The sequence below is a fragment of the Pontibacter pamirensis genome (assembly GCF_010015475.1).
Classification (GTDB): domain Bacteria; phylum Bacteroidota; class Bacteroidia; order Cytophagales; family Hymenobacteraceae; genus Pontibacter; species Pontibacter pamirensis.
The window spans coordinates 98,472-123,195 of record NZ_SSNI01000015.1 but is presented as its reverse complement, the minus strand read 5'-3'; the positions used below and the strand labels follow the sequence as shown (position 1 = coordinate 123,195).

General features: G+C 48.5%; 26 protein-coding genes. 16 read left to right on the top strand and 10 right to left on the bottom strand.

Going from position 1 to position 24,724, the window contains the following annotated elements; genetic code table 11:
- Positions 1 to 810: 810 nt before the first annotated feature.
- The 3 genes from E1919_RS14150 to E1919_RS14140 all read right to left on the bottom strand — a co-directional run bounded on the left by E1919_RS14150 (position 811) and on the right by E1919_RS14140 (position 4,652).
- Positions 811 to 1,860: a glutathione synthetase gene (locus tag E1919_RS14150; protein WP_162054049.1), complete on the bottom strand. Its 1,050-nt coding sequence runs from the start codon at positions 1,858 to 1,860 to the stop codon at positions 811 to 813.
- A gap of 50 nt (positions 1,861 to 1,910) precedes the next feature.
- Entirely contained in the window at positions 1,911 to 3,758 is a 1,848-nt protein-coding gene (locus E1919_RS14145) for a flavohemoglobin expression-modulating QEGLA motif protein (protein WP_162054048.1), read from the bottom strand.
- An 87-nt stretch (positions 3,759 to 3,845) separates the two neighbouring features.
- On the bottom strand, positions 3,846 to 4,652 hold the full coding sequence (locus tag E1919_RS14140; RefSeq protein ID WP_162054047.1) for an N-formylglutamate amidohydrolase: 807 nt from the start codon (positions 4,650 to 4,652) through the stop codon (positions 3,846 to 3,848).
- Positions 4,653 to 4,798: 146 nt separating this feature from the next.
- On the opposite strand from E1919_RS14140, the gene E1919_RS28105 reads away from it, so the two are divergent.
- The 4 genes from E1919_RS28105 to E1919_RS14120 all read left to right on the top strand — a co-directional run bounded on the left by E1919_RS28105 (position 4,799) and on the right by E1919_RS14120 (position 6,670).
- Complete coding sequence (locus E1919_RS28105; RefSeq protein WP_394351777.1) at positions 4,799 to 5,005, top strand: zinc ribbon domain-containing protein; 207 nt, start codon at positions 4,799 to 4,801, stop codon at positions 5,003 to 5,005.
- Between the two features lie 3 nt (positions 5,006 to 5,008).
- On the top strand, positions 5,009 to 5,386 hold the full coding sequence (locus E1919_RS14130; protein ID WP_162054045.1) for a hypothetical protein: 378 nt from the start codon (positions 5,009 to 5,011) through the stop codon (positions 5,384 to 5,386).
- A gap of 160 nt (positions 5,387 to 5,546) precedes the next feature.
- Positions 5,547 to 6,269: a head GIN domain-containing protein gene (locus E1919_RS14125; protein ID WP_162054044.1), complete on the top strand. Its 723-nt coding sequence runs from the start codon at positions 5,547 to 5,549 to the stop codon at positions 6,267 to 6,269.
- Between the two features lie 134 nt (positions 6,270 to 6,403).
- Positions 6,404 to 6,670, top strand: coding sequence for a hypothetical protein (locus E1919_RS14120; RefSeq protein WP_162054043.1), 267 nt, complete (start codon positions 6,404 to 6,406; stop codon positions 6,668 to 6,670).
- Between the two features lie 78 nt (positions 6,671 to 6,748).
- Here E1919_RS14120 and E1919_RS14115 read toward each other — a convergent pair whose 3' ends face one another.
- Positions 6,749 to 8,131 (bottom strand): M28 family metallopeptidase, encoded by a 1,383-nt coding sequence (locus E1919_RS14115; RefSeq protein WP_162054042.1) that lies wholly within the window; start codon positions 8,129 to 8,131, stop codon positions 6,749 to 6,751.
- 589 nt (positions 8,132 to 8,720) lie between these two features.
- Here E1919_RS14115 and E1919_RS14110 point away from each other — a divergent pair.
- Positions 8,721 to 10,814: a GEVED domain-containing protein gene (locus E1919_RS14110; RefSeq protein WP_162054041.1), complete on the top strand. Its 2,094-nt coding sequence runs from the start codon at positions 8,721 to 8,723 to the stop codon at positions 10,812 to 10,814.
- Positions 10,815 to 10,919: 105 nt separating this feature from the next.
- On the opposite strand, the gene E1919_RS14105 is transcribed toward E1919_RS14110, so the two are convergent.
- From E1919_RS14105 to recF, 5 genes are all read right to left on the bottom strand, one after another.
- On the bottom strand, positions 10,920 to 11,474 hold the full coding sequence (locus tag E1919_RS14105; protein WP_162054071.1) for an acyl-CoA thioesterase: 555 nt from the start codon (positions 11,472 to 11,474) through the stop codon (positions 10,920 to 10,922).
- A 73-nt stretch (positions 11,475 to 11,547) separates the two neighbouring features.
- Positions 11,548 to 11,871, bottom strand: a complete 324-nt coding sequence (locus E1919_RS14100; protein ID WP_162054040.1) for a DciA family protein — start codon at positions 11,869 to 11,871, stop codon at positions 11,548 to 11,550.
- A gap of 109 nt (positions 11,872 to 11,980) precedes the next feature.
- Positions 11,981 to 12,268, bottom strand: a complete 288-nt coding sequence (locus E1919_RS14095; protein ID WP_237144382.1) for a HepT-like ribonuclease domain-containing protein — start codon at positions 12,266 to 12,268, stop codon at positions 11,981 to 11,983.
- Positions 12,261 to 12,560 carry a nucleotidyltransferase family protein gene (locus E1919_RS14090; RefSeq protein ID WP_162054039.1) on the bottom strand — a complete coding sequence of 100 codons (300 nt, stop codon included), beginning with the start codon at positions 12,558 to 12,560 and terminating at the stop codon, positions 12,261 to 12,263. The genes E1919_RS14095 and E1919_RS14090 overlap by 8 nt, the downstream gene beginning before the upstream one ends.
- 144 nt (positions 12,561 to 12,704) lie before the next feature.
- Entirely contained in the window at positions 12,705 to 13,811 is a 1,107-nt protein-coding gene (gene recF / locus E1919_RS14085) for a DNA replication/repair protein RecF (RefSeq protein WP_162054038.1), read from the bottom strand.
- Between the two features lie 138 nt (positions 13,812 to 13,949).
- On the opposite strand from recF, the gene pdhA reads away from it, so the two are divergent.
- From pdhA to ribH, 3 genes are all read left to right on the top strand, one after another.
- On the top strand, positions 13,950 to 14,996 hold the full coding sequence (gene pdhA / locus E1919_RS14080) for a pyruvate dehydrogenase (acetyl-transferring) E1 component subunit alpha (protein WP_162054037.1): 1,047 nt from the start codon (positions 13,950 to 13,952) through the stop codon (positions 14,994 to 14,996).
- Between the two features lie 118 nt (positions 14,997 to 15,114).
- Positions 15,115 to 15,840 carry a tetratricopeptide repeat protein gene (locus E1919_RS14075; protein ID WP_162054036.1) on the top strand — a complete coding sequence of 242 codons (726 nt, stop codon included), beginning with the start codon at positions 15,115 to 15,117 and terminating at the stop codon, positions 15,838 to 15,840.
- Positions 15,841 to 16,037: 197 nt separating this feature from the next.
- Positions 16,038 to 16,514, top strand: coding sequence for a 6,7-dimethyl-8-ribityllumazine synthase (gene ribH / locus E1919_RS14070; RefSeq protein ID WP_162054035.1), 477 nt, complete (start codon positions 16,038 to 16,040; stop codon positions 16,512 to 16,514).
- A gap of 129 nt (positions 16,515 to 16,643) precedes the next feature.
- Here ribH and E1919_RS14065 read toward each other — a convergent pair whose 3' ends face one another.
- Entirely contained in the window at positions 16,644 to 17,249 is a 606-nt protein-coding gene (locus E1919_RS14065) for a DUF3575 domain-containing protein (RefSeq protein WP_162054034.1), read from the bottom strand.
- A 373-nt stretch (positions 17,250 to 17,622) separates the two neighbouring features.
- On the opposite strand from E1919_RS14065, the gene E1919_RS14060 reads away from it, so the two are divergent.
- From E1919_RS14060 to E1919_RS14025, 8 genes are all read left to right on the top strand, one after another.
- The gene (locus tag E1919_RS14060; protein ID WP_115566308.1) at positions 17,623 to 18,012 is read left to right on the top strand and encodes a TraR/DksA family transcriptional regulator; all 390 of its coding nucleotides are present in this window, start codon (positions 17,623 to 17,625) and stop codon (positions 18,010 to 18,012) included.
- Positions 18,013 to 18,036: 24 nt separating this feature from the next.
- Positions 18,037 to 18,600, top strand: a complete 564-nt coding sequence (gene scpB / locus E1919_RS14055) for an SMC-Scp complex subunit ScpB (RefSeq protein ID WP_162054033.1) — start codon at positions 18,037 to 18,039, stop codon at positions 18,598 to 18,600.
- 99 nt (positions 18,601 to 18,699) lie between these two features.
- Positions 18,700 to 20,502, top strand: coding sequence for a pseudouridine synthase (locus E1919_RS14050; protein ID WP_162054032.1), 1,803 nt, complete (start codon positions 18,700 to 18,702; stop codon positions 20,500 to 20,502).
- Positions 20,503 to 20,506: 4 nt separating this feature from the next.
- Positions 20,507 to 21,226, top strand: a complete 720-nt coding sequence (locus E1919_RS14045; RefSeq protein WP_162054031.1) for a type III pantothenate kinase — start codon at positions 20,507 to 20,509, stop codon at positions 21,224 to 21,226.
- On the top strand, positions 21,219 to 22,496 hold the full coding sequence (locus E1919_RS14040) for a hypothetical protein (protein WP_162054030.1): 1,278 nt from the start codon (positions 21,219 to 21,221) through the stop codon (positions 22,494 to 22,496). Before E1919_RS14045 ends, E1919_RS14040 begins: the two co-directional genes overlap by 8 nt.
- A 138-nt stretch (positions 22,497 to 22,634) precedes the next feature.
- Entirely contained in the window at positions 22,635 to 23,171 is a 537-nt protein-coding gene (gene lptC / locus E1919_RS14035; RefSeq protein WP_237144381.1) for an LPS export ABC transporter periplasmic protein LptC, read from the top strand.
- Positions 23,171 to 23,344: a hypothetical protein gene (locus tag E1919_RS14030; RefSeq protein WP_162054029.1), complete on the top strand. Its 174-nt coding sequence runs from the start codon at positions 23,171 to 23,173 to the stop codon at positions 23,342 to 23,344. Before lptC ends, E1919_RS14030 begins: the two co-directional genes overlap by 1 nt.
- Positions 23,345 to 23,367: 23 nt before the next feature.
- On the top strand, positions 23,368 to 24,681 hold the full coding sequence (locus E1919_RS14025; protein ID WP_162054028.1) for a hemolysin family protein: 1,314 nt from the start codon (positions 23,368 to 23,370) through the stop codon (positions 24,679 to 24,681).
- Positions 24,682 to 24,724 lie beyond the last annotated feature (43 nt).

The window sequence follows — 24,724 nt, the reverse complement described above, 5'->3', positions numbered from 1 at the left end:
TCGTTGTGTGGTTTGCGCAGTTGCCTGATTAGTAGCTGTAAACGTTGCTTAAAAGCAAGCATATTGTTCAGACTCCAGTCTCTAAGCAGGTACAAAAGTATGCTTTTGGAAAAGTTTAGAAAAGGACTCTGACAAGATCTTGTAGGCTTTTATATGAAAAGCCTTTTATCATATATGAAACCCCCTTAACACAGGATAAATTATATTCTGGGGATTTCAATTCTGTGGTCCCAGGAAAGCGAAACAGCGTGGGGGTGTCAAATCAGAGGTTGCCATAGCTCAGGCTTGTACAAGTGCGTGATGTAAGATAGGAGAGGTATAAATGAGAAAAGCCCCAGCTATATAGCCGGGGCTTTCTCTCACCTTAAAACAAACTAATCTAAACTTTAACTAACTTTATTCTTTATCTCTAAACATCTTTTCTGGGGCAGGGAAGGGATTTCTTCAATTTCCAACTATGTAATATCTGGCACCATAGTTAAGAAAAATCGGAAATAACACAGGAAGATCTTGCTTGTTCTGCAATCACTATCTATATTAGCCTTCCGGAATTATCTCCCCCTTAAATCGGGTGCAAAATTAGTTTTTTGTTTTCGATTTAGAAAGCGATAAACCTAAATATTTTTCGCCGCACGCCACTTTTTGTTCTAACTATTTTACTATTAATGAGTTAGGGTGTGAAATATTTTTAGCAGCTTTTAATCAACTCAAATATTGAGTTGATGCCTCATAAAAAGAGGCTAAGTCACAGGAGTATGCACTCCTGGTAAACTTAGCCATCTAAAAACTTGTTTGCTGCTGTTTTGTGTGCTAAATCATCGCTACGGTTGTGTTGTTGATCTGTACACCATAGGTGTTCTTATAATGCACCTTTCGCTCCAGCGCAGCCATTAGAGGTTCTGCGAAATCTACGCCCTCCAGTTCAGACGCATCATACAGGCCTCCGGGGCTGAATACATTTATCTCCATCAGTTTATTGCCTACAATATCCAGGCCTACCAGGAACATACCGTCCTGAATGAGTTTAGGCCTTACAAGCTCCACCAAGTCGAGCATGGTCTGCGTTACTTTTGCTGCTTTCGTGGAGCCGCCGGCATGTAGGTTGCTTCGTATATCATCTTTGCTTCCTACCCGATGAATGGCGCAGTATTTCCCTTTGTGCTGCAGCGCCTCACCGTTCATGACCAGCAGGCGCACGTCGCCCTCTGTGGCCTCCGGAAGGTATTCCTGCGCAATCACATAGCCATCGCGGCTGATGGCCTCCACAATCTGATTCAGGTTAGTGGCATCTTCTTTCTTTACCATAAACACGCCGGAGCCGCCGGAGCCCTGCAGTGGCTTGAGGATGATGTTGTTTTTCTGCTCATTAAAAAATTCCTTTATCTCGTCTTTATCGCGCGTTATCAGCGTGCGTGGCCTTACGGCTTCCGGAAAATGCTGGAAATACATTTTGTTTACAGCATCTGAAAGCGAAGTAGGATCGTTGAGCACGATGACGCCGTGGCGCATGGCCAACTGCCCGAAAATAATGCCTGCGTTCTGTGCCCAGGTGCGCCCTTCCGGTTCAGCGGAAGGGTCGTTGCGGAGCATGAGCACGTCCAGGTCCGGGGCTGTAACGCGCACTTTGTTTGCCTTGTCGCTTTGAATGGCCTCTAAATAAGTAGCGCCGGATTTGTACTTGTGCTTGGGGTCAGCCTGCGTGGCCGTGGCGCCCATATAACCATCAGGATAATAGGCAAGGTCCCCGACGCCCATCAGGTACACGGTGTGCCCCTGGTTGTGCATGCGCTGCGCTAGGAAGATGGTGGAGTAGTTTGCCTTTTCAGTGTTTACTTCGTTTACTACAAATCCTATGTTCATTTTATTCAGGTGCGTTTTTATACTTGTTTAACAGGTACCGTGAAAATCACTCACAGTAGGTTAAATACTGAAATGCCTGCTTTTAGTTGTTCCAGTTTCGGTTTGATGGCTGGGTCGAGGAGGTAGCGGGGCTTGATAGGCACCGGGCGCAGCACGTTCCGGTAAATCAGCTCCTGCACAATCGGAATGTAGTCCTGCCGAATTTTACCGATGAGGAGTGGCTCCAGTTCGTGGCCCTGCTTCAGGTAGTCGAGCAGGTGCACGAGGCCGCGCAGGTATACGGCATCTTTGGTGAGGCCGCCCCCGCGGTGCACGCGCATGGTGATATCAAAAGCGGTATCGTCATCAAAATGGTAGTCGTCTTTCAGGCGCAGAAAAGTGTCCGGGAAGCTGCAGCCTTTGGTCATGTGGTAAACGGCCACCACACGTGCCGCCAGCATGCGCATCCGGTCCTGGTCGAGGCCGCCTACCAGGTATTCGCTCAGCACCGCCAGCCCCTCCTGCAGTTCTTCGTAGCCCGGGCTGCCCACATACAGCTGCTTTAGCGGCTGCGCTTTTCCATTAAAATAGGTCAGGATGTGTGTGCCCACCTCATGCTGTATCAGCGCCTGTGCGCGGTGGCGGGGTATGATGTAGTCTGAGCCTACATTCAGCTTTCCTTTGGACACCAGCAGCCCTACGATATCATCCCGCACTTTTACACCAGAATCCACGCCGGGATACTGTTCTTTTAGAAATGCGATTTCCTGTTCGGCCAGCGCGGCAAATTCTGCAACAGGTATGATGTCAACGTTTGTGTCGCGGGTCGGTTCGGGAATGGCGGCCAGAATGCCCTCGGCTATTTTCAGCAGTTGGTCGTCTACGCCACCAAACACCTGCATGCTGCTGTACATAAAGTCAGGTGTGTTGCGGTCGGCCAGCATGGTCAGCATCTTGTCAAGTTCATGGCGCTTGTCCCGGAACAGGTAAGCCAGCGTGGGGTCGTCTACCTTCTCAACGGAGATGTTGTAGAGCTTGCGTTTCAGTTTGTCAACATCCACAGGCATCAGGCGGTAGTGGAGGTGCGGCTCTTTTTTGAACTTCGACTTCCTGAATTCAGCCCAGGCCTCATTATGGTTTACCGGCGATACGAGCATCAGAAACTGGAATTGGTCGCTGATGCTGGTGAGTTGCTTGTCGATGCGCCACACCACACGGTTTACGGCCTGTCGCCCCAGCGCCTGGAAATGGATGGGCTTGTGTGTTGTTTGCACCGACACGAAGTCATACACTGTTTTCTTGATGGCGTTGGAGAGTTTCTCCCGGATAGTGCGCAGCAGCAAGGGGTAAGCCTTTCCTGTCTCACTGTCGCAGTAAACGGTTTTCAGCTGTAGCCCGAGCATCAGGTAACCGTGCTTTTTCAGCTCCTCCTCCGTCATCAGGCGCTGGGCCCCCTCCAGCAGTGGCTTGTTGGAGGCTGTCTCTACGTCCGTGCGGAGACCGCTGACTTTAATGTTTTCAAGTTCTTTGGTAAGGGTGCTGATGGTGGCAGGCAGCTGTTTCTCCGGCCCCAGTACTTTAAACATAGGAGCTGCTGGATCGTCTGAAGGAGCTGCCATCAGTTCCAGTATCATAAAAGCGCCAAACTCGTCTGCCATAGCACTCGCTATTGCCCGGACCAGTTCCTGCAGCCGGGGTGTTTGCTCTTCATGCGAGATGATATAAGAAGCAGTTGCCTTTACAAAATCGGCGGTGGCATGGTCCGGCTTGCCAGAAGGGTGGCGGAACAGCACCAGGAAGGGCAGGGGCCTGTCGATGTAGACCAGCCCGCCTTGTGGCAGCCGCCGGTGCACTTGCTTGCCGCGCTCCAGGCTGCGGCTTATCTTCTTTATAAACTTATCGGTTATAGTTTCAATCATTCTGTTGGTTTGTGATAGACAGGAAGCAGCAAACGGTATGGGTTTATGCCTGTTAGCAGGTCATCTCCCGACTTACATCTACTCCATTTAAGGTTGGCATACTTTAGCAAGCGCCTCCAGCACAGGTTTGGTGGTGTGCTCGAGTGCTTTACGAATCTCCTGCACCTGTGCCTCATCGGGTTCTCCTGTCCATTCGTCCATAAAGAACTTCTTGAACTCGACGCTCATCACACAGGCCTTGTCGCCGAAGGTGTCGTGAATCCAGCGCATGAAGTAGCCTCCTTTAAACTTCACGTTCTCGCGCACGTCCAGGTGGCGGCCTTCGTAGTCGTAGACACTCAAGCTGTGCACAAAGGCATCTATGACCGGTGCCCACTTCTCGCGGTCCATGTTGCCGGTGCCAATGTTCACTTCCGGGTTTTCTTCGGGGTTAGCGGCGGGGCCGTTTGCTCCCTCGCGCTTATGGTTATAGGTATGCAGGTCGTATACAACAAAGCAGCCGTGCTGCTCCTGGATCTTGGTCAGCATCTGTTTTACGTCAGCATAAAACTGGTCATAGCGGCTCATCGACTCCCTGGCCAGTTCTTCAGGAAAATCTTCTTTCCAGACGTTCAGGCCCCAAGCATCTTCAGGCCGGCGATAGATAGCCTGCTCGGGAGACCGGTTCAGGTCCAACTCAAAGCGAGAATTGTGCCCGATAATCTGGTTGTCGGTTATCACGACCCATGCGTCTGTAAAAGGGTCTTCTTCGCGGAGCCGTTCTTCTGCCGCCAGTGCAAACAGGTTGCTGATATTCTGGCGCACATCATGCCCGCTGTGGATGGCGGTGGCCACCAGAGGGCTGTTGCCACTTTTTATCGTGTAGTATGCGTTGCTTTCTGTTGGTTTATTCATGGCGTTCTGTTTGCTAAGAATGTACCCTCTAAAGTGGCTGAAGGTTATACCAAGCGGCTTATTGCTGTTGCTGCCAAACCTGAGATACGCAAGACAGTATAGTAAGCATAGGATTTGTCTAAACTTTAATACCACACCCTGCTGCCATGGTTGCTCCAGAAAAGAAAATGAAAACTTGCCCAAACTGTGGCGAAATAGTGCCTGTCAAAACAAAAGTTTGCCCTAACTGCGGCCAGATACTAGGTGGCAGAAATAAGTTTAATCAAAGCTGGTTCAAAACTCTTACGCCAACCGAAATCTTTCTTCTCGTTCTGGGTAGCATCATGCTGGGCGTGTTCCTGGTAGCTTTATAAAGTATGATGAAAAGCCTGCAGCATCCCCTGTTTGTTATATGCATACTGCTGTTTTGCCTGAACCGGGCACTGGAGCAGGCGCAGGTATATGTGTGGCCGCTCTACGCTTACCTCGATGATGTGCTGTGTATGCCGCTGACACTAGGAATTATATTAACCGTGCAGCGGGTATACTTTCAGAATCAAAGCATGACCATACCGGTGAGGCACATTATATTTGCGGTAGCAGCCTTTAGTGTCTGCTTTGAGTTGCTCCTGCCGCTTTACAAGCTGCTGTATACCGCCGATGTGCTGGATGTGGTAGCTTATGCCCTCGGAGCCTTTGCCTTTCACCATAGTATGAACAAGCCGCTTCAAGCTCCTGCTGCTATAGAGCAGTAGTTTACTTCCTCTTTCGCTGAAGTTTTAACTTTAAATAAATTTTTTCTCACCCTCAAGCAACCTTCTGCAGAATCTTGCATCTTTTAGTTAGCGTGTTACTTCAGGAGCTGTGCTAGCAGCCTTTGCACCGGAAAAGATCATTCACCATACTAATAAAACTATGAAAGGTATTCAATCTTACACCACCTCTCTCTTTGTGTTTCTCATAGCACTTCTGTTTACAACTGTTCCCTTAATGGCGCAGCAGTTGCGTGGCAATGGCAACATCCAAACCCAGGACAGGAACGTGTCTGACTTCAGGGGTATTAATGTGAGCGGCGGCTTTGCTGTAGAGATTACACAAGGCAACCAGGAGAGCCTGAGGCTGGAGGCAGATGAAAATCTGCTGAGCAATATCAAGTCGGAAGTCCGTAATGGTGTGCTGCACATCTACAATGAAGACGGTGTGACAACCAAGAAAGGGATGAAGGCCTACATCACCATGAGAGAGTTGAGCAGTGTGGACATTAGCGGAGGTGTAAAAGTAACAGGCAATTCTACGTTTAAAACAGATGCATTGGAGTTGGATATGAGCGGAGCTTCTAAAGTCAACCTGGATATCAACACAGACAGACTTGAAGCCGATATGAGTGGTGCCAGCAAGATAGAGTTAACCGGTAGAGCCGATGAAGTAGACATGGATATGTCGGGTGCCTCCAAAGTAGAGGCTGCTGACTTACAGGCCAAGCGCGTAAAAGTGGAAGCCAGCGGCGCAAGCAAGGTGAGGGTGTATGCCACAGAGACTCTGGATATAAGTGCCTCGGGTGCCACTTCAATTTCTTATAAAGGCAGCCCGAGCATTACTGCTGAAACATCTTCGGCAGCCAAGATTTCAAAAATCTAAAATTAGATACAAACCTAACCGGAAAAGCAGCTTTACCTTAAGGCTGCTTTTTTTGTGGCCTGGTGAGTCATTATCCTTTGATGGTGACTGTTCGTATAGTTAAGCTTAACAGAACGATATAAACCTATAAAACTATGAGCGAAGCTAAGAAAACAACGAACCACAATGAGATAAAGAAATGGGCGGAGCAGCATGGCGGCAAGCCGTCCATCATAAAAGGCACAGAGAACGACGGAGGTGGAGAAGGCCTACTCCGTATTCACTTCCCCGGCAAGAGCGACAGCAACGACAGCTTTGAAGAAGTGAGTTGGGAGGAGTTCTTTAAAGAATTTGACGACAGCAAACTAGCCCTGCTGCACGACCCGAACGGGAACTTCAACAAGCTGGTGAAGCGGGATTAACAAAAAAGCGAAGCCGGTACTGCTATAGCACCGGCTTCGCTTTTTATGATGAAATATACTTATACTTTAGTTATAAGACTATCGCACCGGCACTGGCAGCACCGGAAGGCTGGCGTGGCCTTCGTCATCCACTGACTGTACTGCAAAAAAGTAGTTGTCTTTAGAGTAGTTGAGCGTAGCCTTTGTGTCTTTTACAAAAAACTTCTTCTCCCAGGTCGGGCTGTTGGTTTCACGCATCAGCACGTAATAGCCTGCCGGCTTTTTGCCTTTGGTCGGGGCTTGCCACTGCAGGTCTGTCTTGTTGGTGAGGTCAGACGTAAGCACACCAACTTTTTCAGGGGCGCCAGGTGCCCAGCCTAAGCTGGCCATCGTCGCCAGGTTCACGCCGGTGTTCTTGCGCAGGTATTCAAAGTCCATGTACTCAATCAGGTCTCCGTACTGCTTGCCGTCTTCTTTGCGAACGTTCTGGTGCTGGTGGTCGAAGTCTTCGTTGGTTTCGCTCATGCGCACAGCCGCAAAGCCTTCCCGGTTAAATGGGGTATGGTCACCGCCACGCAGGAAGCGGTCGGTGCGGTTCACCAGCACAACATCAATTTGGTCTACATACTTCTCGCCGGTGTTCTCCATGTAGCGGGCCAGGTTTCGGCTTTGGCTGTCGTTTTCAGCACCCAGTGTTCTGCGCAGGCGGGCCTGCTCTTCTGTTTCATTGGCAGGTACACCTTCGCTGAAGACGCGCACGCTGGTATTGTCATGCAGGCCTGTCTCAGCTGAGAAAGAGTTACCCACAATGTCATTGTTCAGCATGGCCACCAGATTCCAATTCTCTTTTTTTGCACGCTCTGCCAGGTGGGTGGAGCCATACAAGCCCTGCTCTTCGCCCTGGAAAGCAACGAACACTAGTGTTGCCGGAAACTGCTTGGAAGCCATAACCCGGGCCATTTCCATTACTATGGCTACACCAGAGGCATCATCGTTGGCGCCGGGCGCTTTGCTTTTAGCGTCCATCACATCAGTGGCACGCGAGTCGAGGTGGCCGCCTACAATAATCACGCGGTCGTCGTTCGGGTCAGTGCCTTTCAGAATCGCCATTACGTTGGCCATCTCCACATCCTGCGGAATACGGCGGCCGTCGGCTTTCACAATGTAGCGGTCCATCTCTACCGTCATGCGGCCGTTAGAGGCCTTGGCGTACTTCTCAAACTCAGACTTTACCCACTCGCGGGCAGCACCGATACCTTCTTTTTTGCTGGTGGTGGTGCTAAGCGTGTGGCGGGTGCCGAAGTTAACCATTGTCTGTACCAGCTGCTCCAGGTTCTGGGCCGATAGCTGGTTCACCATCTGCTTTATCTCGTCATTCTGGCGTACAGGTTCCTGGGCTATGCTAAGGGTGGGAGAGGTAAGGCAAAAGCCTGCCACCAGTATAGGTGCCAGCGCTCGTTTTAGGTTATGTTTTAAGGTCATGTACGTTTAATTGTAAGAATGATAGACCCTAAAGATACAAAGTAAATCTCTAAAATCATTGTATGAACAGCTCTGTGAGAGGAGGCCATTGCGTAATGAGCAGTTGTTTCTGTGTGATACCTTTGACTTATTACAATAAAATATAATATAAATTATATAGCTATAGTAGCATATTACTTTTGAATCAATGTAGCAATGCTTTTATTTGTAAATAATTGTATATATACTATAACTTTATTGTTTTAGCTTAGTAGAAGATAATATGCTTGCTGCAGTAGAAGATCGTGTTCATACGGAAGATGTAACAGATAGCTATTTACGCCATTTAAAGTCTGGGCCTCTTGCTCAGTCGCAATAAAATTATTTTGAACAGAAGCGATGGTAATCTTCCCACATAAGCTTCGTAGCCGCTCCTCGGGTATCACACACTTCCTAGAAACCCCTTTCTCTGGAAGTAAGATCAGTTCACAAGATTTTAATATTTGCTCCTCTCCCCGCTGGTGCAGCTTGTTGTTTTGGTTTACAAGATCACAACTCGCACTCTCAAATGTGCTCATCTCATCAGTCATGTTTTTTAACTTAACAAGCTATGGAAGAAATTGTAATACAAAAATGCACCAGCAATAATATTGTAATCTTCTGTTACCGGAAGCACCGGGTTTACCTTACGCAGCTGCTGCTGACCTTTCTGTCCTTTACAGCTACAGGTGAGACTAAAGTATGGGATAGTACATATGGAGGCATAATTTCAACATTTCCCGAAGAGAATATATATACGGGAAATAGTGGAGGAAAAAGTGAGGCCACAAAAGGTTTCTCTGACTATTGGGTAGTGAAGGTGAAGGATGAAACCAACCCTTACTGCATACCCTCGATGGCCAGCGGCTGCGCGGGCGATAATTTTATCGGTTACTTTAGATTCGCCGGTATTTACTATAGTGCGGTAGGGCAGGGTTGCCAGAATGATAATAGCTATACCAAGTTCTACCCCTTCTACGATATAACTAGAGACTCCAACTACAGCGCCACCGTAAAGCAGGGGCAAAGCTACCCTGTCACGCTACGGTCATACTCACAATATGGTGAGGTAGCGCAGGCGCAGGCTTACGGGGTGTGGATAGATTACAACGACGATAAAGACTTTGATGATCCCGGTGAATATGTCTACAGTTCTCCCGAGGTAGGGGCAGAATTCACCGGCACCATTACGATTCCTGCCGATGCTGTTTCGGGGGTAAGGCGCCTGCGAGTAAGGAGCAGGCCAGATGGTGTGTTCATCGCTTCGGAATCCTGTACAACTGGCAACTACGGTGAAACACAGGACTACACCATCGCTATAGGTTACTGTGCGCCGTATGCGCCCAACGGTTGTGGCAACGGCTCCTACATCGATAACTTCAGTTTTAACACGCTTGTCAACAACAACTCCGGTTGCAGCGGAGAAGGCGGCTACATTTACTATGAACCTACCGGCACGCTTACTACTAATGTTCAGAAAGGCGAAAGCTACAGCATCAGCGTACAGTCGGGCCCTGTGGCACAGGCTTTCGGCGTGTGGTTAGACTACAACAACGACAGGGACTTTGATGATGAGGGGGAACTGGTATATGCCTCCCCAATCATCGGTAAGAATTATGTGGAAGCCGGAGGAGTAGTATATTCTCCATCCGTCAGCACTGATCCGTTCAATGGAACGGTGACTATACCTGCCTCTGCGAATACGGGTCCTGTGCGCATGCGGGTAAGGTCAAATTCCTTCCCTTTTCGTGGTGCTGAGGCCTGTGCTACATATGATCCAGATTTTCCCGGACTGTTCTCAGACTCACTTCTGTTCGGAGAGATTGAGGACTACACCATCACCATTGAGGATGCAGTTTTACCTCCAGAGTTTACCTCTTTCTCTCCTAATAAAGGTCTTCCCGGCACCATGGTTACCCTCGGAGGTGCTAACCTACTCGCTACTTCCTCTGTTAGCTTTAATGGTGCTGAGGCAGATTTTGAGGTCATCAGTGACACAGAACTTCAGGCATTTGTTCCAGCCGATGCCTCCACCGGCAGAATTACCATCACAACTACAGGTGGGGAAGTGACAAGCGGAAGAGAATTCAAGGTGCTTCAGCCCAGTATTCATGTCCTTGCACCTAGGAGAGGGTATGTGGGATCTAAGGTAAATATTGTGGGGGAGCATCTCGCCACAGCAAGTGAGGTGCTCTTTAATGGTGTTCCGGCCACCGACCTGACTGTTCGTAACGACCGCCTGTTAAGGGTAACTGTACCGGAAGGAGCCACTACAGGAAGAGTAACCGTTAAGCTGGCGGGCGGAGGCCAAGCTGTAAGTAGCTTCTCTTATACTGTAATACAACCTACCAATAAGGCGAAAAAGAAAGCTGTAGTACTAACCACAACTGAGACGGAGCAGATTATCACCTATCCTAACCCTTTTGCGGAAGGAGTTACTATCTCATTGAACCTACAGAAGGAGGAGTCTGTCAGCCTGGAAATATACTCTTCTTCAGGTCAGAAGGTGCGGGAGCTAAACTTTGAAAGGCTAGGCGCAGGGCAACAGGAGTTGGTGTGGGATGGCGCAGACAGCTATGGAAAGCCTGTGAGCCGTGGGCTATACCTTTACAAGCTAGCTGCTAACGGTAAAATAGCCAGTGGTAAGCTGCTGAAGGAAAGATAGAAGTCATAAGCGTCGGACTGCCTCTGCTGGTTAATAAGGAGCAGCAGAGGCAGTTCGACTTATTAAATGGGCTTTGATTTGTGAAGGTTCTGACAACTGTACTAGTCAGAACATAATCTGGCAACGCTCTTCCTGCAGCAGGTGCAGTTCATCTTCTACCTGCAGGATGGTTTTGGTGTTGGCGAGTTCTGTCTGGTAGCGGCGGGAGAGTTCGCGGCGTTTGATGGCCTCCAGAAAGCGGCGGGCGTCTTCGCGAGTTGCCAGCTTAAGCCCGGGCACTTGGGCAGGTTTATCGTCATCGCCCTTGGCTACCATGGTAAAGTAGGAGGTGTTAGTATGCTTCACGAATCCTGATTTCACATTCTCCGAAATCACTTTTATGCCGACTGTTAGTGAGGTGTTGCCGACATAATTAACAGAGGCTAGCAGCGACACCAGTTCGCCTACCTCCACAGGCTGCAGAAAATTCACGCCATCCACCGATACCGTGACACAGTAGTTGCCGGCGTGCTTGGCAGCACAGGCATAGGCTACTTTATCCATGAGCGAGAGCAGGATGCCTCCGTGAATCTTGCCGCCAAAGTTGGCATAACTTGGGATCATCAGTTCCGTCAGAACGGTTTGGGAATAGGATACGGCGCGATAAGCAGGTGCAGTCATGAAAAGGTAAGTATAGTATAGGTGTAATTGGATATACAAAAGCTATACTCTGTTATGGCCGTAGCTGTTGCGCTTACAGAAACACCACGTCTTTCACGGCCTCGCCGCCTACCTCGCGGTTCAGCAACTCAATTACCTTGCTCTTCGACATGTTCAGCTCGTGCTTGAGCGGGGCAGAAGTAAGGCGCACGAACAGCTTCTGATCTTTAAAAAACAGCTGCTGCGTTTTCATGGCAATAGGCTTGCCCATGATCTTCTCCCAACTCTCAACAATCTGTACTTCGTTAAGTTTGCCCTGCAGCCGGTACGCCTGCATCAGCGACTTAATGCTGTCGCCGATAGGCTGTATATCAGCCTTTCGCTTGTCTATCTCCTCTTTCTTCTTGTAGTAACGCACGTTTTGGGAATTTTGAATAACTGAGTTTTGAATGATTGAATAGGACCAATACTGTGGCTGTCCTATTTTAGCATCTGTTCTACCTGTGTTTTAAGCTTGGGCAGGTGGCTTACAATGATGGACCGATTAAATCATCTGAAACAGTATCGTAGCCATGGATAATTCTGTTTCTTGTGCTTATAATCTGCTTCGCATCCGGTAAAGGAAAACCCGGAGATGCCTTCAAAATTCTATTAGCAGCTTCACCTATTATTTCTAAATTCCTCTCTACCGCACGCTTTGTTCTTGTGTCTTTCCGATACGCTTCCAGTTCTTTCGGTCTGTCCTCAAAATAACCTTCTATTTCATTGATGGACTGAAGCATATCATAGAGCCACACTTTCAGTTCTTCATCCATAGACCAACTTTTTCTTTGCGTCAACAGATTTTCTGAGAAAGGGGTTTTTTATGGCTTTTTCTTCCAACAAGTCTACCTCTCGCTTAAATAGAGTTTCCAGGGAGAATTTAAAATTGAAATAATTATCGGCATAGTGGTTTACATCAACCTCTTCGAAATCGACTATCAAATCTATATCGCTGTCCTTGCTAAATCTGTCTGTTACTACAGAGCCAAATGCAAACAGTTTAGCCACCTTATGTTTTTTACATAGGTCCACGAGTTTGTCGATATTAGAATCAATTAGGTTCATGGTCTCAGATAAATGTTATTTACTACGTAAGCTTATACGTAATTTATGTTTCTGTTACAGTTCCCTAGTTATGTAAGTAACTGAAAAGCAATATTTTTTCTTACCCTAAAGCCTGACAAAAAGCAACAATTTAACAACCAACAATTAAGCAATTAATTTAACCGTCCCTTCCTTCACCTCAAATCTACGGATACTTTCTGAGAGGCCGGAGAGTATTTTGTCCGTGCGTTCCAGGTGCGTGTCTGTCAGGAAAATCTGGCCGAAGGTGTGGGCAGCTACCATTTGCATGAGCTGTGTGATGCGCTTCTCATCCAGGCGGTCAAAGATATCGTCCAGCAGCAGGAGGGGCTTGTGGTGCTGCCGCTCCGCAATGACTTCGAAGTGTGCCAGCTTCAGGGCAATCACGAAGCTTTTTTGCTGCCCCTGCGAGCCGAAGCTTTTGACAGGGTTGCCATCCATCAGGAAAACAAAGTCGTCTTTATGTGGGCCTACCGTGGTACGCTGTAGCGCCAGGTCTTTCCGCTCGGCCTGGTGCAGCAGTTGTGCAAAATCAGCATGCGGTAGTTGGCTTTTGTAAGTCAGGCTCACTTCTTCACTGCTTTCGGAGATGTGGCGGTAGTGCTTCCGGAAAATCGAGACGAATTCTTCTAAGAACTTCTGCCGTTCCTGTGCCAGCAGCTCTCCCGGAACCACCAGCTGCTCGTTGAGGATGTGCAGGTAATCGCGGTCGAAGTAATGGCGTTCGGCAAACTGCTTTAGCAGCGAGTTGCGCTGTTTCAGCACATAATTATACTGTATCAGTTGCTCGAGGTAAGGGTGGTGCAACTGCGAAATAAGGCTGTCGAAGTACTTGCGGCGCTCCTCGCTGCCCTCGCGGATCAGGTCGGTGTCGTAAGGGGAGATGAGCACCACCGGAAAGCGCCCGATGTGGTCGCTCATTTTCTCATACAGCGCCTTGTTGTGCGTTACCGTCTTCTTCTGCCCCTGCTTCAGGCTCACCTGCACGGTGTGCTTGCTGCCCTCCACTTCAAAGCGGCCTTTCACCATAAATAAGTCCTCGCCCTGCTTAATACTCTGCAGCTCAGTGCCCGGAAAAGCGCTTTTGGTGATAGAGAGGTAATAAATGGCATCCAGGAGGTTGGTCTTGCCACTGCCGTTATCGCCTATAAAGCAGTTAATATGCTCCGAAAAGCTGAGCGTGGCTTCCTCGTAATTCTTGAAATACAGCAAACTTAGATTTTCGAGGAGCATTCGTTTCTAATTGATATCTTTTTCCTTAATTTCGCAAGCTAAATTCCGTTAGCGGCTTATATTTGTCGTAGTTTAATAAAGTTAAACCTGCTCAAGGGCAGTCAACGGATATTCAAGATAACGCATAGACTAATACTTATGGCTGATACGAAAGAAAAGGCAAAAGGAAAAGCACCGAAAGCAAAGGTACAGGCTGAGCCAAAGTTTTCAAAGGAAACATACATGACGTGGTATGAGCAGATGAAGCTCATGCGCCGTTTCGAGGAAAAAGCGGGTCAGTTATACGGCCAGCAGAAGATTAAAGGTTTCTGCCACCTGTACATCGGCCAGGAAGCATGTGCTGCCGGCGCAATTAGCGCGCTTACAAAAGACGACAAGTGGATTACGGCTTACCGCGACCACGCACACCCACTGGGGCTGGGTACAGACCCGGGTGCTGTGATGGCCGAGCTTTTTGCAAAGTCAACAGGCTGCTCTAAAGGGAAAGGTGGCTCCATGCACATCTTCGATAAAGAGGTAAACTTTATAGGTGGTCATGGTATTGTGGGTGCTCAGATTCCAATGGGAGCTGGTATCGCCTTTGCTGAGAAGTACAACAAAACAGGCAACCTGTGCATCACCTATATGGGTGACGGTGCTGTACGGCAGGGAGCTTTCCACGAGGCCCTGAACATGGCCATGACCTGGAAGCTGCCGGTGATTTTCGTGATAGAGAACAACGGGTATGCTATGGGCACTTCGGTGCAGCGTACCTCCAACGTAACAGAGCTTTATACCTTAGGCGAAGCCTATGACATGCCTTCTGAGCCTGTAAATGCCATGAGCGTGGAGGATGTGCACGAGGCTGTAGCGAGAGCTGCGGAGCGTGCGCGTGCCGGTGAGGGCCCAACCTTGCTGGAGTTCAGAACCTACCGCTACAAAGGCCACTCGATGTCTGACCCTGCCAAGTACAGAACAAAAGAAGAGCTGGAAGACTACAAAGGGAAAGATCCTGTAGAGGCTGTAAGAGCCACTATCCTGCTACAGGAGTGGGCAACAGAAGAAGAACTGGATGCGATTGATGATAAAATTAAAGAGCGCGTGGCAGATGCTGTGCAATTTGCCGAAGATTCTCCTTATCCGGATCCTTCTGAACTCTACACCGACATCTATGTAGAGAAGGATTATCCTTATATAATGGACTAAGGCATAAATATTTCAGAGTTAGGAATTAAAAATTATTATTTTGATGTTCAGGCATTAGGAATGTTGTCTAAAACAAATTTTAATTCCTAATTTTGAATTTATTATTTCATTACTACTAATGGCAAAAGAAACAGTTAAGAAGCACAACGAGAAGCACAGCGATTTTGAGGAGCTGGTTGAGAGTCCGGATGCATTGGCAGGTCGCCTGACGCAGTCAGAGGACTACGTGAAGAAAAACAAGTCGAAGCTACTCGGTGTGTTCGCCCTGATCGCTGCTATTGTTGTCGGTGGCTTTCTGTACTATAACTACCGTAGCACACAGAACCAGGAGGCACAGCAGGCAATGTTCCAGGCAGTCTACTATTTTGAGGCTGATTCTCTTAACAAAGCGCTGAACGGCGACGGACAGTATGAGGGCCTGCTGCAGATAGCAGATGAGTACAGTGGCACAGATGCAGGCAACTTAGCTAACTTTTACGCTGGTGTTGCCTTGTTAAAGCAAGGCCAATACGCCGAGGCGGCAGAACATTTGCGTGAGTTTGAGTCAGATGATTACCTGATGCAGGCACGTGCTTATAGCTTAACCGGAGATGCTTTGCTGGAGCAGGGACAGAACGCTGAAGCGGCTGACATGTATGTGCAGGCAGCTAATTACAATGAGAACCCGTTCTTTTCGCCACAGTACCTGATGAAAGCCGGTATCGCTTACGAAGCAGCCAATAACTTTGCCTCCGCAACGGAAGTATACGACAGAATTATCTCTGACTTTGCTGCATCTGCTGAAGTAGTAGACGCGAAGAAGTATAAAGCCCGTGCCGAAATGATGGCAAGTGGCAACCAATAAGTATAGACAGGCTTAGGCCTTATTAAAAAGCGCTTTTGTGCTGGTGAGCCAGTCAGAAGCGCTTTTTTGTTGTACGGCCTACTTGCGGATTACTGTATATATACCTCCCCAACATCTGTCTAAGACTTGGGAGAAGCAGCGAACGCATGCCTTACTTCGCAAATAACGATAAACGAGCAACGAAAAACGAAACTAGCATGGCAACATCACTGAAAAACCTGAGCGAGTATAACAAAGAAAATTTGAAAGACATTTCTGACAAGATGTTTGGAATAGTGGTATCAGAGTGGCACGACGATATTACCGGCACCCTGTGTCAGGGCGCAGTCGATACCCTGCTGGAGCATGGGGCCAAAAAAGAGAATATCTTTATCAACACAGTTCCCGGTTCTTTTGAACTGACCCTGGGGGCACAGTTTCTGGCGCAGCAGGAAGAGATGGATGCGGTGATCTGTATTGGAGTGGTCATTAAAGGCGATACAAAGCACGACGACTACATCAATTACGCTGTGGCGCAGGGCATCACGCATGTGTCCATGAAGTACAACAAGCCAGTTTCCTTTGGGCTTGTTACCACAAACACATTAGAGCAGGCACTGGAGAGGGCAGGAGGCAAACACGGCAACAAAGGCGTGGAGGCAGCAGCGGCAGCTATCAGAATGCTGAGCTTTTAAAGTGGTTAATCAGCGGTTAATAAAAAGAAACTGATGCTGGCGCGAGGTTTGTAGAAGATTGCCAAAAATCAAGCGCCCCACCTCAGTACTGAGGTGGGGCGCTTGATTTACTTCTTGAATGTCTTTAGCTTAAAAGGCATAGCCAACTGTTAAACCTGGTCTGAATCTCACGCCACTGCCCAAGATGTTCAGGTAATCCAGCACACCACGGTCAAAGTCTTCATTTGTACCTGATTTAACATTCAGGCTGCCGCCATTTACACCTATACCAAAAAACAGGTCAAGGGAAATGCCGTTGTTAAAAATAAACTGATTACCGGCAGCCACACCAACTCCAATAGGTTTATAGGTCGCCTCATAGGTTTCTCCTCTTTCCGTGTCCTCTACTGTCAGTCTGTAATTCAGTACACGGCCATAACCTGCTACGTAAAAGCCATCCGGCGCCTGTTCCGCAAAATAGTAACGCACCTCCGGCGTAAAGCCATAGCCTCTGAATTCAACATCCTTTACACTGGCACCTGTTGCAAAAGCGCCTAGCTGGGCACTGATCTTTGGGCTGAACGCATGCTCCACAAAACCAGAGGCTGTGAGCACAAAAGGACTGAGCACATTCACTTTTACTACGGTATTGCGGTTATTGGCAGGTGCCGCTGCTCTACGCTGTGCATTAACAGGAGCTACTGCCACAAAAGCCAACAGAAGCGATAAGACTAACAAAAAGGTAAACTTCTTCATATAAATAAACTTCTTAAAATGGGGTTGCCGGCCTGCAGTGGCCACTAGTCTTGAAAGCAACATTCGTTCCAATAACAGCAAAACCGGCACGGTTATTATACTACAGAAAGTGAGGCGTTTATAAAGTAGATAAAATTTCTTTATTTAACATGAGAGGTAGTAAAGTACGGATATTCCTCTTATTTTTGCACGAAATTTAGGTTTTGTTCGACTCATTGGAGCAGCGTTGGCAAAGGATTTGAAGAGAGATATATAGCAGATTAAACTTAAATTCTTTCGTGGCTGTTATGTCATTATACTAGTTAAAGAATCGAATTTAGTTTACCAACAAATAAAAATAGGTTAAAACTATAACCAGTTCTAAAAAAATAGAATGAATACAAACGAAGAAAAACAGCGTTATTCCAGAGAGGAGTTAGCAGAGTTTGAGGCTATTATTCAAGAAAAGCTGGTAAACGCCCGTAAAGAGGTGGCCTTTATAAAAGAAACCCTTAGCCGCCGCAACGACTCTGGTACCGATAACACCGCTTCGCCTACAAAGGTGTTGGAAGATGGTGCTGACACAGCTGAGAAAGAAAGTTTGAACCAGCTGGCTTCCCGCCAGATGAAGTTCATCCAGCAGTTGGAGAACGCCCTGATCCGCATTAAGAACGGCACTTATGGTGTTTGCATTGTAACAGGCAAGCTTATCCCGAAAGAAAGACTGCGTGCTGTACCGCACACACAGCATTCTATTGAGGCCAAGCTTCAGCGTAACGATTAGTACCAGTACCTTTACTTTTACCACTTGAATATTCTGCAAAACCATATTCAGGCACTTGTTTTCTGTGCCCAATCGCCCATCAGCATTGAAGAAATCCAGCGCTGCTTACAGGAGTCGCTGGGGATGGAAGAGATATTGGTGAGCGATGTGCTGGAGGCTGTGGAAGGTATAAACGAGCAGCTTTTGGAAGCGGGCTTCGCCTTTCAAATCTACGCCATCGGAGGGGGCTACCAGTTCCTCACCAAGCCGGAGTACCAGGAGACAGTAAGCACATACTTAAAACATAAGTCAAAGAAAAAACTGTCAGCGTCTTCTCTGGAGACGCTGGCGATAATCGCCTATAAGCAGCCTGTCACCAGATCAGCTATAGAGCAAATACGGGGTGTGGGTTGTGACTATGCCATCCATAAACTCTTAGAGAAAGAACTAATAGAGATCAGAGGCAAAGCCGATACAATTGGCAGACCCGTTTTATACGGCACGTCTCAGAAGTTCATGGACTACTTCGGCATCAACCACATCAAAGACCTTCCGCAGCTAAAAGATTTCGCCACCGAAGAGAACGCGATAGGCGAAACAGCCGATTAAATGGTTCAACATCCCTTTTGAACTATAATACATCATTATTCCTTAATAATGCACACAAAAGAGGTACAGTAGCGATACTGCATCCATAACTATATTACCATGGCAAGAGATAACGAAAGACCTGACCGCGACAACGCAGGGGCAGGCAGAAGAGGCGCTGACAGAAACTCATCTGGCAGGCCGGCAAACAACGACCGCGAAGGCAAGAAAATATTTAACAGAAGAGACAAGTCTGACAGGCCAGATGACAGGGGAGATCGCGGTAACAGCCGCTCCTTCGGTTCTGGCAGGAGAGATAACGATAGAAGGGATACCGGCGAACGCCGCTCCTTTAACGCAGACCGCCCTAACAGGGAAGGTGGCGAACGCAGGCCTTTCAACGCAGACCGAACAGACAGACGCGAAGGCGGCGAAAGACGCCCTTACGGCGACAGAAGAGAGGGCGGAGAACGCAAGCCGTTCAACAGCGACAGACCAGAAAGAAGAGAAGGTGGTGAAAGACGATCTTTCGGAGGCGACAGAAAAGAAGGCGGCGAGAGACGCTCATTCAACTCTGACCGTCCGGAAAGACGCAGCAACGACAGAGGCGGCTATAGCTCCGACAAGAGAGATGACCGTGGCGGAGATAGATCTGAGCGACGCTCTTTTGGCACTGACAGGCCTGAAAGAAGAGAAGGCGGCGAAAAGCGTTCTTTCGGCGGCGATAGAAGAGAAGGTGGTGAGAGAGGCGGAAGAAGACCCTTCGATGCAGATAAACGCTCTTTTGGAGGTGACCGAGCAGACAGAAGAGAGGGCGGCGAAAGACGTTCTTTTGGAGTCGACAGACCACGTCGTGATGAAGGGGAAAGAAAAAGCTTTGGTGCCGGAAGAAATGAAGGCGGTGAAAGACGCTCCTATAATTCAGACCGTCCTGACAGGCGCGAAGGCGGCGACAGAAAGCCGTTCGGCGCTGGTCGCAGAGAAGGCGGTGACCGTCCTTTTAACCGCGAAGGCAAATCATCTTTTGGTGAGAAGCGCAGCTTTGGGGGCGACAGAGACGCGAAAAGCAAAAGCTTTGGCGACCGCGACCGCAGCAACAGCCGCTTTGGTGAAAGCAAGGGTGAAGATCCGCAGACACCTAACTATAACCTGAGCCGCTACAAAGACAACCCGCGCATCAAAAAAACAAATCGCCAGGAAGAAGGCGAAGAGGATGGATCGATCCGCCTGAATCGCTTTATTGCGAACGCTGGTATTTGCTCCCGCCGCGAAGCTGACTTGTTGATTGAAGCAGGTGAGATTAAAGTGAACGGCGAAGTGATTACGGAGATGGGCTATAAAGTACAGCCGACTGACAACGTACAGTATGGCAAGAAAATCCTGAACCGCGAAAAACTTGTCTATGTGCTGCTGAACAAGCCAAAAGACTTTCTGACCACCACCGATGATCCGGAGGGAAGAAAGACAGTGATGGACTTAGTAGCTAATGCTTCTACAGAGCGCATTTTCCCGGTAGGTAGGCTGGACCGTAACACTACCGGCCTGCTGCTGTTCACGAATGATGGAGAACTGGCACAAAAGCTGACGCACCCTTCCAACGGTATTAAGAAAATTTACCAGGTAGAACTCGACAAGCCGCTCACAAAAGAAGACTTTAAGACAATCGCTGAAGGGGTGGAACTGGAAGACGGCAAAGCAGAAGTGGATGATGTAGCCATTCTGGGAGAGTCTAATAAATTTGTAGGTATAGAGATTCATATTGGCCGTAACCGCATTGTGCGCCGCATTTTCGAGCACCTGGGCTACGAGGTGGTAACGCTGGACCGTGTGCAGTACGCAAGCCTCACAAAGAAAGACCTGCCGCGCAGCAACTGGCGCTACCTTTCAGAAAAAGAAGTAGTCCGGCTGAAGTACTTTATGTAATTGTATGCGCAGCGTCGCTATCGACATCGGGAACACGGGCACAAAGTATGGCATCTTTGAAGGAGATGCCCTGGTGGAGCAAGGTTATTTTCAGGAGCAGGAACAACTGCCGGAAAAACTGCAAAGCCAGCAATTTAACCATGCCATAGTTGCCTCGGTGGCGGCCAACGCACAAGATATACAGCAAAGGCTGTCTGTAACCGGTAAGTTTTTAGAGCTTACCGCACAGACAGCCTTGCCTGTTTCTAATCTGTACAAAACACCTCACACGCTGGGGGCCGATAGAATAGCAGGAGCGGTAGGCGCCCATTACTTTTTCCCGGGCCGCAATTGCCTGGTATTTGATGCCGGCACCTGCATTACGCATGACTTTATCGACAGCGGGGGCAACTACCATGGCGGAGGCATTTCCTTGGGGCTAACCATGAAATTTAAAGCCCTGCATACTTTTACAGGGCGGCTGCCGTTAGTACAGCGGGTTGAAAAAGGCTTTCCGCTAACGGGGCAAAGCACCGAAGAGTCTATCCTGAGCGGGGTGCTGACAGGTACCGTGGCGGAATTGAACGGATTTATTCAGGCTTACACTGAAAAAGCTGCCGATCTGGTGGTTATACTTTGCGGAGGAGATGCGGGATTTTTTGAAAGTAAGTTAAAAGGACGCATCTTTGTAATTCCTGAATTGGTCTTAATCGGACTTCACAGAATATTGACACATAATGTATAAGACATTCCGAGTACTGATAGGTTTTGCTGCGCTATGCTTAGCGCACACTACCCAGGCACAGCTTATCAGCAGCACTCCCTACTCCCGCTATGGGCTGGGAGAAATAAACGAAAACTTTGGCAGCATACGAAACGCCGGTATGGCGGGTACCGGTATCAGTGCGGCCAACAGTTACCAGCCGAACCTGGCTAACCCGGCCCTGCTTTATTACAACAGCATCACCAACTTTACAATGGGCATTGCGGGGCAGGCAAAAAGAGTGAGCAATGAGGGCAATTCACAGACGAATGGTAACGGCAACTTGAATAACGTGTCGCTTTCAGTGCCGGTTACGAAGCGCTGGAGCTCGGCTGTAGGTTTACGCCCGTTCTCTACTGTAAATTACCAGGTAAATGTATCGGATGTGGTAGAAGGCAATCCGGAGGCTACCATCCTCCGGGAGTATGTGGGCAGTGGCGGCTTGTCAGAAGTATATTTTGCCCATGGCGTACGAATTGCAGGAGGCCTTACATTGGGTGGTAGTGCCTCCTATATCTTCGGCAACATTGCAAACGAGTCCTCCAGCACCATAAACGACCCTGAGCAGGAAAACATGGCTTTGGAGCGTGTTACTATAGTGGACCGCACCAGCTACAGCGACTTCATTTTCAGAGCCGGAGCCAACTACCGCCAGAAATTAGCTGACAAGTTGTTTGTGAGTGCCGGTGGTGTATATAGTTTTAAGACGGAGTTGGATGCCGAGCGCATGGTAACGTATGAGCGTTCTACGCAGGCTGCCTCTCCGGCGGATAGTGCAGAAAACAGCGTTACGATACCAGCAAGTATGAGAGCAGGTATCAGCATCGACAATGGCTCCAACTTGACGGTGGCCGCTGATTTTGCCAGCTACCAGTGGTCTAAGTACAAAAACTTTGACGGGAGCAATGGTGGATTGGAAGACAGCTACCGTGCGGCATTAGGCGCGGAGTATACGCCCGAGGCTAACTCCATCGACAGCTACTTTAAGCGCATCACGTACCGTGGGGGCCTTTACTACAGCGAAACACCTTACGTCCTGAATGGCCAGCGCATCACTGATAGGGGAGTAACAACAGGAGCAACACTGCCTATTGGTCGCTCCACGCTATATGACCTTTACCAGTTGAATATTTCCGTAGGCTACGGGCAGCGCGGCACCACCGACTACGGTTTGGTGAAGGAAGACTACCTTCAGTTTGGCCTGGAGTTTACGGTAAACAGCCGGTGGTTTATTAAGCGTAGAATCGAATAATAGCAGCTCTTTATTTCCTGATGCAAAAAAGGCCGTTCATGAAGCGGCCTTTTTTGCATGATAAATTTGCAGGTTCAAAGGTATAATCGTTTCAGCACAGATTTTGCTACCTTACCATAAATCAGATTAACCAAAACAATGCATAAAGCATACATGGTCGGGCTAATGGCTATAATGGCCATCTTAAGCTTCGGCTGTAAAGAAGATTTAAAAGACCCTGATAAGGAGCAAAAGTATACAGGGCCAACAATAGAGAACCAGGATGTGGTTACGCTCTATAGCGACTCTGCCCGGCTGCTTGTGAAGCTGCAGGCACCCGTGCAGCAGGAGTTTGAGAGCGGCGACGGTATTTTTCCGGAAGGCCTTTTCGTGGAGTTTTACGAGCAGGGGGAGAAGGTAACCTCTACTATAAAAGCAAACTACGGTAAGCAGGATCGCAATCAGAACCTTTTCGAAGCGCGGGGTAATGTGGTTGTAAACAACCTGAAAAAGCAGGAGACACTGGAGACAGAAGAACTGTTCTGGGACAGGCGCAAGGCCCAGATCTATACCGACAAATTAGTGAAAATAACATCGCCGGAAGAAGTGGTGATAGGACAGGGGCTCGAAGCAGACCAGGATTTCTCAAACTATAGAATCCGGAAAGTAACCGGGCAATTCAATCTGAAAGAATAATGAACCAAAGGCTTGTAAATGTTATTTTACTATCGTTGTCATTCGTGATCATGGTTATCGGGGTTCACCGCAGCATGGTGGAAGATGATGTTCTCGGTAATTACTGGCTCTTTATGATTGGCCTGGTGCTGTATATGCTGTATTACTACCGTAAAAGGAAAAACGGCGCCTGATTTATTTTGGATCAAACGCATTTATGATAGACCCCAGTCAGATCATTATATTGTTTATCGCGCTTCTGTTCTCTGCCTTTTTCTCGGGTATAGAGATGGCCTTTATGGCTGCCAATAAAATCCAGATTGAGCTGAACGAGAAAAACGGGGAGCTTTCGGGGCGCATCCTGGGCTTTCTGCTAAAGCGCCCCGCCCGCCTGATGGGCACTACGCTCATAGGTAATACGCTGGCACTAGTGCTGTACGGCCTGGCCATTGCCAGTGTGCTGCATCAGCTGTTCTCCCTGTACCTGCCTGATTCAATGCAGTTCAGCTTGCTTGTGCTCTTCCTGCAGATCATTGTGGCTTCGGTGGTGGTATTGCTCACTGCTGAGTTCCTGCCCCGCAGCCTTTTCGCCATTAACCCTAACCGCATGCTGCAGGTGCTGGCTGTGCCCATTCTGGTTGTGTACTATCTGCTGTACCCGGTGGTGTTCCTGATTGTGGGCCTGAGCAAATGGGTGGCAGAGAAGTTCTTCCGGATTGAGTTTTCAGAGGAGAAGCCGGTATTCGGGTTTACAGACCTGAATGCCTTCATCAAGAACCACCTCTACCACCCGGAACAGGAGGGTGCGCCCGAAGTAGACCCGCTCATCTTCCACAATGCCCTGGATTTTAAAACCGTGAAGGTGCGGGAGTGTATGGTGCCGCGCACCGAGATAAAGGCGGTGGATGTGGAAAGCACAGTAGAGGAACTGGGGCAGGCATTTGTGAAAACAGGTCATTCCAAAATCCTTATTTACGAAGACTCTATTGATAACATCATTGGCTACTGCCACCAACTTGCCATGTTTAAGCAGCCCCGGAATATCTCTGAAATTCTGGGGCCGGTAAGTATGGTGCCGGAGAGTATGATGGCCAGTGAGTTGTTTGTGAAGTTTGTTTCAGAGCACCGCAGCGTGGCAGTGGTGGTAGACGAGTTTGGGGGCACCTCTGGCATAGTTACTGTAGAAGATGTAATTGAGGAAATCTTTGGGGAGATAGAGGACGAGTACGATGTAAACCAGCGGCTTCTGGAGCGGGTGCTGCCTGAGAAAGGAATCTACTTCCTGAGTGGCCGCCACGAAATCGATTACCTGAACGAGAAGTATAACCTGGCTTTGCCAGAGGGTGATTATGAAACGTTAGGTGGATTAATTTTGTCTGTATTCGGAGAGATACCTCTTCCGGGTGACGAGGTGACAGTGCCACCTTTCACTATCAGGGTGCTCACAATGGATGAGAACCGCATTGATGCTGTGAAGCTTGTTAAAAACACAGATTCTCAGGCAGATGCTGCGGACCAAACAGGAAGATAAAAATTTTGAATATTAGCACGATTAACCTTATTTTGCACAATCC